Below are 13,128 nucleotides of genomic sequence, written 5' to 3' on the forward strand. Positions count from 1 at the left end.
CCTCCACCAAGCGACGACCCTACCGGCAGCCGGCCGGGTCAGCCCGCGCGCAGCGGGCGGCCCACGTCGTGCAGGTGCGCCAGCGCCTGCCGGTACGACTCGATCAGCCCGGTCTCCGCGTACGGGACGCCCTGCTCCGCGCAGTACGCCATCACCAGCGGCCGGGCCCGGCGCAGGTTGGCGCGGGGCATGTTCGGGAACAGGTGGTGCTCGATCTGGTAGTTGAGCCCGCCCAGCGCCAGGTCGACGAGCCGGCCACCGCGTACGTTGCGCGAGGTGAGCACCTGCTTACGCAGGTAGTCGAGGCCGTCCTCGTCGGTCGGCATCGGCATGCCCTTGTGGTTCGGGGCGAACGAGCAGCCCATGTAGAGGCCCCACAGCCCCTGGTGCACGGCCGCGAACACCAGCGCCTTGGCCGGGGACATGACCGCGAACAGCAGACCGAGGTAGCCGGCGGCGTGGGCGGCGAGCAGCAGCGCCTCCACCGCGCGGTGCCGCATCGGCACCCGCCACCGCCCGTCCGGTTCGCGGTCGACGAGCGCCCGCACGCTCGCCACGTGCAGCGCCAGTCCTTCCAGCAGCAGCAGCGGGAAGAACAGCCACGCTTGGCGGCGGGCCATCCACCGGCCCAGGCCGCGCGTGGCGCTCGCCTGCTCGTACGTCCACACCAGCGCGCCCGCGCCGACGTCCGGGTCCTCGTCGGTGTGGTTCGGGTTGGCGTGGTGGCGGTTGTGCTTGTCGACCCACCAGCCGTAGCTGAGCCCGACGGCGAGGTTGCCGGCGACCAGCCCGGCCGCCTCGCTGGGCCCGCGCCGCCGGAACATCTGCCGGTGCCCGGCGTCGTGGCCGAGGAACGCCACCTGCGTGGTGGCCACCGCCATCACCACTGCAAGCGGCACCTGCCACCACGAGTCACCGACGAGCGCCACCAGGGCCCAGCCGGCCAGGAACGCGCCGAGCGTGAGCGCGATCCGCAGCGCGTACCGGCCGGGCCGCCGCTCGAACAGTCCCGCCTCGGCGATGCGGCGGGACAGCCGCGCGTAGTCGCTGCCCCGCCGTGCCGCGGGTTCCGTCGACGTGGAAGAAGTCATGTCGCCCCCCGATGCGCGAGCCACGCTCTCGTACGCGACTCTCCGTCACCGATTCTGGCGACGATCGTCGCCGTGGGTAATCCCGCAGACCCCCGGCTCGGGGGTGGTGCTGTCCCTACCCCGCCGGGCCGGACCCGGGCAAACGATCTTCGTCACACCGCAGCGAGCCCACGCATCGGTGGGCGCACCCCCTCTGACCAGCTAATCTGTACGTAAAGATGAGTACAGTTCATCCGAACGGTCAGCCGTGCCGGACGCACGGTCATCGACAGACGGGAGACATCACGGTGCGTGGATTGACAGACAAGGTGGTGCTCGTGACGGGCGGCGGCTTCAGCCCCGACCAGGTCGGCTCCGGACTCGGCATGTCCATGTGCGTCGAGCTGGCCGCCGAAGGCGCGAAGGTCGTCGTCTCCGACCTCTCCCTGGAACGCGCCGAGGCGACTGTCACCCGCGTCAAGGAAGCCGGCGGCGACGCGGTGGCGGTGGCGGCCGACGTCACCGACGAGGAGTCGGTACGCGCCATGGTGAGCGCCGCCCTCGACGCGTACGGGCGCATCGACGTGCTGGTGAACAACGCCGGCGTGTTCGGCGCGTACGTGCCGCTGCTGGAGATCGAGAACAAGCAGTGGGACCGCGTCATGGAGGTCGACTTGAAGGGCGTCTTCCTCGCCACAAAGGCCACGTTGCCGCACATGCTGGAGCGCGGCAAGGGTGTCGTGATCAACGTGTCGTCGGCGTCCGGCCTGGTCGCCAGCGAGGTCGGCGCGGAGTACACCACCGCCAAGCACGGCGTCATCGGGCTCACCAAGCAGATCGCCTACGACTACGGCCACCAGGGCATCCGCGCTGTGGGCATCGGCCCCGGCGTGATCAAGACCGCCGCCTTCGAGGGCGCGGAGATCACCAGCGACTTCCCGTTCTACGACCTGACCATGCAGGCGCCCGCCGGCCGGTACGGCGAACCGCACGAGATCGCCCGCGCGGTCTGCTTCCTCGCCAGCGACGACGCGTCGTTCATCCACGGCCACACCATCCCGGTCGACGGCGGCTCGCCGATCAGGTGAGGCGCACCGGCGCAGCGAAGCCCTCTCACCACAGTCGGTGAGAGGGCTCGCCGCTCGGGTCAGCCGAGCCGGGCCACGGCCTCGCGCAGCCGGACCAGATCACGCCGGCGCCGCTCGTAGGTAGCGGCCAGCCCGATCAGCAGCAGCCCGCCCACGCCCAGGAAGAGCCAGCGGGGCAGCAGGTCCCAGCCCCGGGCCAGCTCGTGCAGCGCCAGCGGCACCAGCGTGGCCGCGCCCAGCACCACCGGCGCCTGCCAGCGCCGGGCCGCCCCGCCCAGCACCACCGCCACCGCCGCCGCGCCGAGCGCGAGCCGCCGCCACGGCTGCGGCTCACCGGAGACGAGCACCGACACGAGGCTCGGCAGGAACACCGCGCCGAGCGCCGGACCGAACGTCAGCCAGCTGGTCAGCCCGGGCCGGCGTCGCAGCGCCAGCAGCCCGGCGCCCAGGGCGAGCGCCGCCGCCGGCAGCGTGTACGCCTCCAGCACGACCACCCCGCGCGCGGCCAGCACCAGCCACCCACCGACCAGTTCGCTGCCGGCGGCCACCGCGGCCAGCACGCGACGCCCGCCCGGCGACTCGCTCCGGCGCAGCACCCGGACCGCGACGGCCACGCCCCACAGCACGCAGACCGCCGCCGCGTGCCGCAACGAGCCGCCGGTGAGCAGCAGCGCGAGCAGCGCCACCGCCTGCGCCGCCGCCTCCAGCGCCCACGTGCCGGCCCGCCCGACGCCGCCCGGACCGCCGGACCGGACCACGCGCAGCAGCGGCGCCGCGTGCAGCGTCACGGCCGCGACGGCCAGGACCGCGAACGCCCCGGTACGCAGCGACTGCCCGGCCGTCAGCGACGCGACGAGGGCGAACCCGGTGGCCGCCGCGACGGCGCCCAGCCACCCCACGATCCGGACCACCGCCGGCCGTCCGGCCACCCCGGTCACCGCCCCGGCCACCACCAGCACACCGAGCGCGGCGAGCGTCCCGGCCCGGGTGGCGAGCAGACCACCGAACCCGGGTACGGCCAGCACCACGGCCAGCGGCACGAGCACCGCCCGGTACGCCCCGGTCAGCGCGGCGGTCAGCAACGCGGCCAGCCCGATCCCGAACGCCGTCGCCGGCACCACCGGCCAGGGCGCGCCGGCCGCCTCGGCCAGCACCGGCAGCGCCACCGCGCCGAACGGCGCCCCGGCGACCCACCACGCGACGCGGCGACCCGTCGCGGCGTACGCCCCGGCGGCGACGCCCAGGAGCAGCAGCACCAGCCCGGCGCGGGCGGTCCCGGCGGAAGCCGCCGCGGCGGCGGGCACCCCGGACCCGGGCCGCACCGGCAGGCCCGCGAACACCAGCAGCACGGTCCGCGCCGTGGCCAGCAGCGCCACCACGGCCAGCGCGGCGCCCACCGCGCGCGGGGCGGCCGCCGGCCGGGAGCCACCCCCGGCGGCGAGCGCCAGCAGGACCCCTGCCGCCGCGTAGAGCGCCACCGGTTCCCCGCCCGGCGCGACGAGCGGCACCAGGCCGGTCCCGGCGAGCGCCACGGCGAGCCCGGTCGAGGCGTACCCGCTCAGGTCGGTCCACAGGCGACGGACGGCGAGGGCGACGACCACCGGCACCACGACGGCGGCGGCAGCACCCCGCAGTTGCCACCACGGCGGCGCGCCGAGGCCGAACAGCGCGACGGCCACCGCCGCCGGTACGGCGACCAGCGCCACCGCGAGCGCGACGCCGCCGACAACCGGCTGCGCGCCCAGCCCGCGCCGGCCCAGCCCGGCCACCGTCACGCCGAGCAGCGCCGTCACGGCGAGCACCGCCACCGCCCCGCCGGGCGCGGCGACGCCGACCAGCAGCGCGTGCCCGAACAGCACCGCGGCGGCCGACGCGGCGACCGGGACGACCACCCGGCCCGGGCGCGGCCTGGCCACCGCCGCCAGCAGCAGCGCGGCGGCCGCCCCGAGGTCCACCACCAGCACCAGCGGCCACGGCACGGCCGTCACGGCCGGCGCGGCGAGCGCGACCAGCCCGGCGGCGATCACACCGACCAGCGGCCGGCCCGCCCGGGGCGTCAGCAGCGCGACCGCGCCGGCGGTCAGCAGCAGGGCCGCCGGGAGCTGCCAGCCCCAGGACGGGACCGGCACGTCCCGCCCGCCCTGCCAGGCCGGGAACGAGGCGCTCGCGGTCGCCGCGCCGACCACGCCGGTGAGCACGACAGTGACCTGGCCCAGCGCGGCGGCCACCGCGAGCACGCCCACGAGCGGACCGGTCCGCACCGGCGCGGGCAGCGCCCGGACCGCACCGGCGAGCGCCGCCACCACGAGGCCGGCGGCGATCAGCAGCAGCCCGGAACGCAGCTCGGCGACCGGCCGGATCAACGCGCCCGCGAGCACCGGCGCCAGCAGTCCGGTGGTGGTCGCGCGCCAGAACCGGCCGCCGGCCGCTACCGCGCCCGCGACCGCTGCCAGCACCACCAGCAGCAGCGGGCCACCGGCCAGCAGCGGCGTGCCCGCCGCGTGGCCGACCGCCAGCGGCACCAGCGCGCAGCCGGCCGCCAGGACCAGCGCCACGCCGTGCCCGGTCCAGCCCAGCACCAGCCCGGCCGCCACCGCGGCGCGGTTGCCGGAGGTACGGCGGCGCAGCGCCACCACCACCGCGAGGTCGCCGAGCGCCACAGCGGTCAGCACCAGCGCCCAGCCGGCGGCGGTGGGCCGGAACGCGGCCACGGCCAGGGGCAGCACCGGCTGCGCCAGCAGCCACGCCGCGAACCAGGGTGCGGTGAGCCGGCTGACCAGCGCGTATCCGGCCGCCACCGCGGTACTGACGGCAGCGACCAGCGCCGCGTACCGGCTGCCGGGCAGGCCGGTCACCCCGAACAGGTCCACCGACCAGGCGGCGTACCCGTCCAGGACCACCAGCAGCAACGCCACCGAGGCGAGCGTCTCGGCGGTGCCGCGCAGCCCGCGCGCCCGGGCGACGAGCGGCGCGGCCAGAGCAAGCGCGGTGACCGCCAGCAGGACCAGCGCCCGGCCGGTCACCCCGAACGTGGCCCAGGCGACAGCGGTGAACACCACGGCGGCGGTGCCGAGCAGCAGTCCACCCAGCACGAACAGCAGCCCCTGCACCGCCCGGGTGGAGGTTTCCGCGCCGCCGGGGCGTACCGGGGCGGGGGCCTGCGGGATTTGACGCGGCGGCGGCGCCGGGAGCGGCGCGGGACCGGCGGCGCCCGGCACGGGGATCTCCTGACGGATCCGGGCGGCCAGCGCCGACCGCCGCTGCCGGGCCGTGGACAGGCGGCCGGACAGATCGTGGTACGCGAGCCGGGCCGCCTCGACGCGCGGCGCCAGCTCGGTGATCTCCCGGTCCAGCCGGATCACCTCGGCGGCGGGCGGGTAGGGCGGACGGCCGCAGCCGCGGCATCCGGCGACGAGGTCGGCCGGGGCGCCGCAACCGGGGCAGGGGTAGCCGGTGTTCTCCACCCGGCCAGCTTCGCGGGCGGCGGGGCGGGCGGACAGAGTAGGAGTACCTAGGGCCGGGTCTGCTCGCGCACCCAGGCGGTGTAACCGGGGTTGCCGCTGTCCTCCCGGCTGACCAGGATCTCCGGCACCTCGTACGGGTGGTTGGCGCGGAGCTGGTCGACCAGCGCGTCCACCCGGTCCGGCGCGGTCTTGAACCGCACCTGCCACTCGGCGGTGGTCTGGATCGCCGACTGCCACCAGTAGGTGCTGTCCACCGGGCCGCCGACCTGGGCGCACGCCGCCAGCCGGCCGGCGACCGCCGCGGCCGCCAGCACGTCCGCGACCCCGCGGGCGTCCACCACAGTCGTCACCACGCAGATCTGCTCCACCAGCGCACCTTACGCGGCGCGCGGCCGGCGCGCCGAACAGGCGCGGGGAATCGGATCAGGCGTCGACGGTGCCGTTGCGGTTGTCCGCGATCCACCTGTCGATGCGGGCCCACCAGTCGAACAGCCACTCGATGCGTTCCTGCTCGCCGGCCGGGATCTCCTCCGGCGGCACCGACCAGAACCGCATCACGATCCGCTTGTCCATCGGCAGTTCGCGCCACACGTCGGCGACGGTGAGCATCTGGTCCAGGCCGGTGTGCGCCACGAAGATCACTCCGGCGTCCGGCGCGGCGTCGAGCGCGGCGAGCAGCCCGCCGGGCTGCGGGGCGAGTACGTGCCGCATCCGCTCGGCGCGGCGCGCCATCCGCTCCAGCCCGAGCCCGCGGAGCCGGTCGATCGCGCGCAGCCGCCGGGACGGGGTGAAGTTGCCCCCCTCCGGGAAGATCACGAAGGCGTCGTCGTCGTCCAGGCCGGTGGCCAGGTGCCCGATCTGCCGCACCACCGAGTCGCGCCCGTCCGGCCCGGCCGCGATGAACCGGTTGGGCAGCCGGTTGAGCAGCACGTCGATGGCCGGATCCCACTGGAGCGTCTCCTTGAGCACGATCCGGGGTTCCCGATTGAACCAGTTCACCAGCGCGTGGATCAGGATGAACGAGTCACCGGGCCCGGCGTGCCGGCAGACCACCAGCTCGGGGCGGCCGGGCAGGGCGGTGTCCGGGTCGGTGCCGACCACGTCGATGCTCAGCCGCAGCGTCCACCGGGCCTGCCAGAACATCACCCGCAGGAACCATCCGGCGAGCACGTAGTGGGCCCGCTGGAAGGCCGGCGCACGCTTGTAGACGCCGAAGCCGGAGGCCAGCCAGAGCAGGAAGAGGGCCAGCAGCGCGGCGGCGTCCCAGACCAGGTAGACGGTGCCGAACCAGAGCAGCCGCAGCGGGCGTAGCCGTCCCGGCACCAGCGGCGACGCGGCGAGCGCGAGCAGCGCCCAGGCCGGCAGCGTGGTCACCACGAAGAAGGCGAGCAGCACCACTCCGGGCGCGAGCACCAGCCGGCGGAGCCAGCGGGGCGGCAACGGCATCAGCGCTCCAGCGCGGTGTCCAGGTATCGGCGGGAGGCAGTGTACGCGCGACTGATCCGCCGGCCCACCGCCGCGGTGTCCCGGTACGCCCACGGGCTGTCGTCGCGCGGCTCCAGCCCGCCGGTGGGCAGCACGTGTACCTCCACGTCCTCGGGCAGCGCCGCCATCTCCCGCGCGAACCGGTGCCGGCGGGCGATCTCGAACGCCACCTGGGCGATCTCCCAGGGGCGGCGCGGCGGGCTCAGCTCACGCTCTATCCGGCCCACCTGGAGCACGAAGATCTGCTTCGCGCCGAGCAGCACCGCCTCGCCGACCGGGATCGAGTTGACCACGCCGCCGTCGATGTAGTGCTGGCCGTCGATCTGGGTCGGGGGCAGCAGCCCGGGCACCGAGGCGGAGGCGAGCACGGCCGGCACCAGCGGCCCGCTGTGGAACCAGTGCTCGGCGGCGCGCTCGATGTTCGCGGCGCAGCAGCGGAACGGCACGGCCAGGTCGGCGAAGGTGGTGTCCTCGCCCAGTGTGCTCTCCAGCAGGCGGTACAGCGGCCGGGGCGAGTGCAGGTGGGTACGGGCGGCGAACCGGCGCAGCTGGCGGGCGACCGAGTCGCCGTACACCTCGCTGGCCTCGGGCGACGCCCAGAGCCGGACCAGCCGGTCGGTGACCGCCTCGGTCGGGTCGGCGGCGACCAGGGCGCCGTTGACCGCGCCGATCGAGGTGCCCAGCACCAGGTCGGGTTTGATCCGGGCGCGGAACAGGGCGCGCAGCATCCCCACCTCGACCGCGCCGAGCACTCCCCCGCCGCCGAGCACGAACGCCACCGGACCTGCTGCCATGACGTTCATCCTGGCACGCGGCCCACAGCCGGCCGGGCGGACCGTCCCCGCTGGTCCCGGCGGTGACCGGGAGCCATCACGGATGCGCGCCGCGCGATCGGCGCCGCGCGGACTGTTGACAGGTAAGACACATTCACGCAACCTGATAGCGCTCCCGAGCCCAGGCAGGTGCGAGCTGATGGCGACACTCCAGGCCGGCCGCCTGCTGGCCCGTCGGTACCGGCTCATCGACCGGATCGGCGCCGGTGGCATGTCGGTGATCTGGCGGGCCCGCGACGAGGTGCTCGACCGGGTGGTGGCGGTCAAGGTGCTCGCGCCCTCGCTCGCCGCCGACGCCCGGTTCCGCGACATGGTGCGCGAGGAGGCCCGCTCGGCCGCCCAGCTCGACCATCCACATGTCACGGCCGTGCACGACTACGGCGAGACGGTGGCGCCGGACGGCTCGATCACCTCGTTCGTGGTGATGGAGCTGCTCGCCGGTGAGGAGCTGGAACACCGGCTCACCGAAGGGCCGCTGCCCTGGCCGGAGGCGGTGGAGACCGGCGCGCAGGTGGCCGAGGCGCTCGCCGCCGCGCACCGGCTCGGCATCGTGCACCGGGACGTGACCCCGGCCAACGTGATGATGACCGGCACCGGGGCGAAGGTGCTCGACTTCGGCATCGCCACCCGGGTCGGGACGCCGGACGACGACGAGGACGGCGGCACGTTCGGCACCCCGGCGTACGTGGCGCCGGAACGGCTGGACGGGGCGCCGGCCCAGCCGGCCACCGACGTCTACTCGCTCGGCGTGCTGCTGTTCGAGACGCTGACCGGGCACCCGCCGTACCCGGCGGAGACCTGGGAGGAGTTGAGCGCCGCGCTCGCGGAGAGCCCGGAGCCCAGCCTCGACGGCGTACCGGGGCTGCCGGGACCGGTCGCGGAGATCTGCCTGCGCTGCCTGGCCCGCGACCCGCGACAGCGGCCCACCGCGCACCGGGTGGCGGCCGTGCTGCGCGACCAGATGCTGCCCGCCGACCCGCAGGCCGCCACCATGCTGGCGCCCACCATGACGCTGCCCGCGCTGCCGCCGTCGTCTGCTCCCCCGCCGCCCGGGCCGGCCGCGGACCCGGTCCCGCCGGGCAACCCGGCCGCCGCGCCGAGCCGGCGGCGCGTCCGCGCGCTCGCGGCGGCCGGCGTGGCGGTGGTCGCCGCCGCCGCGCTGCTCGTGCCCACGCTGACGCCGGACCGGCCGGAGGACCCCCGGGTGCTGCCGACCGCCGGGCCGGTCCAGCCGCCGTCCACCGTCGCGCCCGCGCCGGAGCCGCCGGTCGTCACGGCGCCGGCCACACCGTCGAGCGAGCCCGCCACCGGCGGCAACCGTCCGCCCGCGACCGGCCAGCCCGACGCCGCCGAACGGGTCGACGGGCTGATCGAGGCCGGGCTGGCGGAGGGTCAGATCCGCGAGGACGTCGGGGTGGACCTGCGCAACCTGCTGCGCAACGCGGTCGCCGCGAGCGGTGAGGGCGAGGTGACCGCCGCCGTGGACCGGCTCCGCGACAAGATCGACGAACGCCGCCGCGAGGGCAGCATCACCCCCGGGTACGCGCGGCGGCTCGACGCGGCCGCCGCGGAACTCGTGGCCGGGCAGACCTGACCGGTCAGCCCGCGACCGCGGGCGCGACCGCCCGGGGTGCCCGTGCGCCCGCTCGCGCGGCCAGGAAGCCCCGGTAGACCGCCTCGTAGTCGGCGGCCATCCGCTCCACCGAGAAGTTCTCCGCGACATGGGCGACGCAGTCCGCCGGATCCAGGCCGGCTGCCGCCGACAACGCCGCCGGCAGCTCGTCGGCGTCGTCGCAGACGAACCCGGTGACCCCGGAGCGGACCAGCTCCGGCACCGCGCCCCGGCGCAGCGCCACCACCGGGGTGCCGGTCGCCATCGCCTCCACCATCACCATGCCGAACGGCTCCGCCCACTGGATCGGCATGATCAGGCAACGGGCTTCCAGCAGCAGCCGCCACGCGGCCTCGCGGTCGGCGTTCAGCACGAGCGTGACGTCGTCGCCCAGCAGCGGCCGTACCACCTGTTCCAGGTAGCGGCGCTCGGCCGGCTCGTTGCACTTGCCGGCCAGCGTGAGCGGCAGCCCGGCCGCCCGGCACGCCGCGATCGCCACGTCCGGGCCCTTGTCCGGGCTGAACCGGGCCAGCCAGAGCACCGGTCCCGTCCCGGGCGCCCGCTTGCGCGGGACGTCCCGCAGCGGCATCGCGTTGTGCACGGTGCCGGCCCAGGGCAGCCCCGGATTCGCCCGGCGCTGCGCGTGCGAGATCGCGACCAGGCCCACCCCCCGGTCGGTGTTGCCGAGCACGGTGCCGTACTCGCCCACCGGGTTGCCGTGCACGGTCGCGACAGTGGGCACCCGGCGGCGTCCGGCCACCAGCGGGCCGATCGTGCTGTGGTCGTGCACCAGATCGAAGTCCGCCGGGCCGATCAGGCGGTCGACGTGGGCCAGGTGCGCCAGCTCGGGCAGCGACTCGCCCATCCGCTCGTACTGCAGCTCGTCGCAGGTGGAGACGAAGTCGGCCGAGGTGCCGTGCCCGGTCCCCGCCCCGAACAGAGTCACCGCGTGCCCCCGCTCGACGAGCGCGTCGACCAGTCCCGCGACCAGCGTCTCCAGCCCGCCGTAGCCGGGCGGCGGCACCGACAGCCAGGGCGGCACCACCATCGCGATCCGCAGCGGCCCGGCCCGCCAGCGCTCCGAGGACTGCTGGTTCACGGCCACGAGTCCTCCCCGCTCGGTCCCCGGCGTACCCGCTGGGTCGCGGGTTCCCGGCCCGGCCCGCGGTAAACGACACACCGTCGGCTCAGCCGGACACCACGATCCCGACGTGCACCTCACGTACGCCCGGTAGGGCCCACGCGGCCCGTTCCGCCTCCTCGCGCTGCCACCAGGCGCCCACGACGCCGTCGAGCACCACAGTGTCGCCGTCGACCCGGGCGTCGATGCGCTCGGTGCCGGTCCGCCGCAGCAGCAGGCGGCGCAGGTCGAGGCGCTGCTGCTCGTCGCTGGGCGGGGCCGGGGGCCGTACCTCGATCAGGTTCGTCACCCCGCGTACGCCGCGCAGCCGGCGCAGCTCACGCTCGGCGGTACGGCGCTGGAAGCCGAACTCGACCTCGCCCCGGAGCATGACCCAGCCGGCGGCGACCGTCACGTCCAGCCGTTCGGCCGGCACGAAGCTGTCCCACTCCAGCGCCCGGCCGGCCGCGATCGCGATGTCGGCGTCGGTACGCCGGTCCGTGGCGGTCAGGTCGACCTCCAGGTCGCTGGCGACCGCGCGCACCCCGCGTACCCGGTGGGCGCAGCGCTCGACGGCCCACCGCCGCGCGTAGCTGTCCACCCGCCCGGTGAGCGTGACGACGCCGTCGGCGACCGTCACGCCGACGTCGGTGGCCCGGGTCTGCGCGTCCCAGTCCAGTTCGGCGAGGACGTCGCGCTGGATCAGCTGGTCGGTACGCACAGTGGACGTGGTGGTCATGCCCCCAGCGTGGCCCGGTTGCGGGTGAGCCGGTCTCACCCGCACCGGGTGAGAAAGAGGACGGGCGGCGGGCGACGGAGCCAACCCCCTTGGCTCCGTCGCCCGCCGCCCAGGAGGGAGGCAGGTCTTGGGGACTATGACGTCTCGGCGAGCGTCACGGTTGCGGTCTCAGCGGATCCGTTTCGCTTGTACTCGACCTCGACCCGGTCGCCGACCTTGCCGGCCTGCACCGCGCCGACCAGATCGTTCGAGTCGTTGATCACCTTGTCGCCGAACTTGGTGATCACGTCGCCGCGCTGGAGCCCGGCCTTCTCGGCGGGGCTGCCCGGAGTGACGGCGGCGACGAGCGCGCCGCCGTCCTCGGCGCCGTTCACGCTCACCCCGAGCGAGGGGTGGCTGATCTTCTCGCCGCGCTGGAGCTTCTCGGCCACGTCCTTGGCCTTGTTGCTCGGGATGGCGAAGCCCACGCCGATGTTGCCGGTGCTGCCCTGCCCGGCGGTGGCGATGGCGGTGTTGATGCCGATCACCTCGCCCCGGGTGTTGACGAGCGCGCCGCCGGAGTTGCCCGGGTTGATCGGGGCGTCGGTCTGCAGCAGGCCGGAGATCGAGCTGGCGCCCTGCTGCGGGTTCTGCTGGCCGCTGCCCGCCTGGATGGTGCGGTCGCGGGCGCTGAGGATGCCGGCGGTGACCGAGCCCTGCAGGCCGAGCGGGCTGCCCAGGGCGAGCACCTGGTCACCGACCTGCATGGCGTCGCTGTCGCCGAACTTCGCCGCCTTCAGGTCGCTGACCCCGCTGGCCTGGACCACCGCGAGGTCGGTCTTCGGGTCGGTCCCGACGATCTTGGCGGTCGCGCTCTTGCCGTTGGCGAAGACCACCCGGACGGTGTCGCCACCGGCGCCGGCCACCACGTGGTTGTTCGTCAGCACGAACCCGTCGGCGCTGAGGATCACCCCGGATCCCTCACCGCTGCCCGTCATGATCGTGACGATGCTGTCCTGGACGGACGCCGCGATCTTGGGCAGGTCGGCGCTGTTGATGATCGGGGCGGCGGAGTAGGTGCGGGTCGGGCCGTCCCCGTCGAGCGCGAGCGCCAGCGCGCCACCGGCCACGCCCGAGCCGAACATCAGCGCCAGCGCCAGCGCGCCCACGCCGACGATCTTCCCGGCCCGGCTGGGCCGCGCCGGCTGCGGCGTGCCCCACGGCGGGGTCGGCTGCCCGGCCTGGTACGGCTGGTAGCCGTGCTGCCCGTGCTGCCCGTGCTGTCCCTGGTACGGCTGCGCCTGGTACGACGGGACCGGCCCGCCGCTGTGCGGCGCCGACTGGTAGCCCGAGCCGCTCTGCTGCTGGGCCCAGCCGTGCTGCTGGTGCTGCTGCCCGTACCAGGGGTGCTGCTGCTGCGCCGCGGCCTGGTACGGCGTCCCGCCCTGCGGCGGGTACGGGCCGGCCGGCGGAGCGGCCGGGTTCGTGGTTCCAGCCTGCGCCGTGGTTCCGGCGGCCGGGGTGTCGGCCGGAACCGGCGCGGCGGCCGGTGTGTTCGAGGTGTTCGAGGAGTCCGACGTCCCGCTCTCGACGCGGGGCAGCTCGGCGGTGTGGTGCGACGGCTCGGCGTCGGCGGGGGCCGGCGACCGCTGCGGATCGGTCTCGTGGTCGGTCATGCCCCCAGCTTTCCCTGTGGCACTGTCATCAGCCTGGAATCCGCCTGGAAGTTTTCTGAACG

General features: G+C 75.4%; 10 protein-coding genes. 2 read left to right on the top strand and 8 right to left on the bottom strand.

The genetic code is table 11. The features are described 5' to 3' along the window. Positions 1–38: 38 nt before the first annotated feature. Complete coding sequence (locus HA073_RS21895; RefSeq protein WP_064447862.1) at positions 39–1,091, bottom strand: acyl-CoA desaturase; 1,053 nt, start codon at positions 1,089–1,091, stop codon at positions 39–41. Between the two features lie 287 nt (positions 1,092–1,378). On the opposite strand from HA073_RS21895, the gene HA073_RS21900 reads away from it, so the two are divergent. Further along, positions 1,379–2,158: an SDR family NAD(P)-dependent oxidoreductase gene (locus HA073_RS21900; RefSeq protein ID WP_051611364.1), complete on the top strand. Its 780-nt coding sequence runs from the start codon at positions 1,379–1,381 to the stop codon at positions 2,156–2,158. A 59-nt stretch (positions 2,159–2,217) separates the two neighbouring features. On the opposite strand, the gene HA073_RS21905 is transcribed toward HA073_RS21900, so the two are convergent. The 4 genes from HA073_RS21905 to HA073_RS21920 are packed head-to-tail and all read right to left on the bottom strand — an operon-like array spanning position 2,218 to position 7,901. Beyond that, positions 2,218–5,622 carry an SCO7613 C-terminal domain-containing membrane protein gene (locus HA073_RS21905; RefSeq protein ID WP_166457182.1) on the bottom strand — a complete coding sequence of 1,135 codons (3,405 nt, stop codon included), beginning with the start codon at positions 5,620–5,622 and terminating at the stop codon, positions 2,218–2,220. A gap of 47 nt (positions 5,623–5,669) precedes the next feature. Further along, the gene (gene cutA / locus HA073_RS21910) at positions 5,670–5,990 is read right to left on the bottom strand and encodes a divalent-cation tolerance protein CutA (RefSeq protein WP_030503202.1); all 321 of its coding nucleotides are present in this window, start codon (positions 5,988–5,990) and stop codon (positions 5,670–5,672) included. A 55-nt stretch (positions 5,991–6,045) separates the two neighbouring features. Next, entirely contained in the window at positions 6,046–7,068 is a 1,023-nt protein-coding gene (locus tag HA073_RS21915; RefSeq protein WP_140946623.1) for a 1-acyl-sn-glycerol-3-phosphate acyltransferase, read from the bottom strand. After that, the gene (locus HA073_RS21920) at positions 7,068–7,901 is read right to left on the bottom strand and encodes a patatin-like phospholipase family protein (protein ID WP_043328558.1); all 834 of its coding nucleotides are present in this window, start codon (positions 7,899–7,901) and stop codon (positions 7,068–7,070) included. The genes HA073_RS21915 and HA073_RS21920 overlap by 1 nt, the downstream gene beginning before the upstream one ends. 178 nt (positions 7,902–8,079) lie before the next feature. Here HA073_RS21920 and HA073_RS21925 point away from each other — a divergent pair, with 178 nt between their 5' ends. Then, complete coding sequence (locus tag HA073_RS21925; RefSeq protein WP_166457183.1) at positions 8,080–9,534, top strand: serine/threonine-protein kinase; 1,455 nt, start codon at positions 8,080–8,082, stop codon at positions 9,532–9,534. 4 nt (positions 9,535–9,538) lie between these two features. On the opposite strand, the gene HA073_RS21930 is transcribed toward HA073_RS21925, so the two are convergent. From HA073_RS21930 to HA073_RS21940, 3 genes are all read right to left on the bottom strand, one after another. Continuing rightward, a complete protein-coding gene (locus HA073_RS21930; RefSeq protein WP_176722745.1) occupies positions 9,539–10,600 on the bottom strand; it encodes a glycosyltransferase family 4 protein in 1,062 nt (353 codons plus the stop codon). Positions 10,601–10,739: 139 nt separating this feature from the next. Continuing rightward, positions 10,740–11,411 carry a BON domain-containing protein gene (locus tag HA073_RS21935; protein WP_166457184.1) on the bottom strand — a complete coding sequence of 224 codons (672 nt, stop codon included), beginning with the start codon at positions 11,409–11,411 and terminating at the stop codon, positions 10,740–10,742. Positions 11,412–11,545: 134 nt separating this feature from the next. Next, positions 11,546–13,066 carry a S1C family serine protease gene (locus tag HA073_RS21940; RefSeq protein WP_166457185.1) on the bottom strand — a complete coding sequence of 507 codons (1,521 nt, stop codon included), beginning with the start codon at positions 13,064–13,066 and terminating at the stop codon, positions 11,546–11,548. Positions 13,067–13,128 lie beyond the last annotated feature (62 nt).

It is taken from the genome of Micromonospora sp. CMU55-4, assembly GCF_011602315.1.
GTDB lineage: Bacteria > Actinomycetota > Actinomycetes > Mycobacteriales > Micromonosporaceae > Micromonospora > Micromonospora chalcea.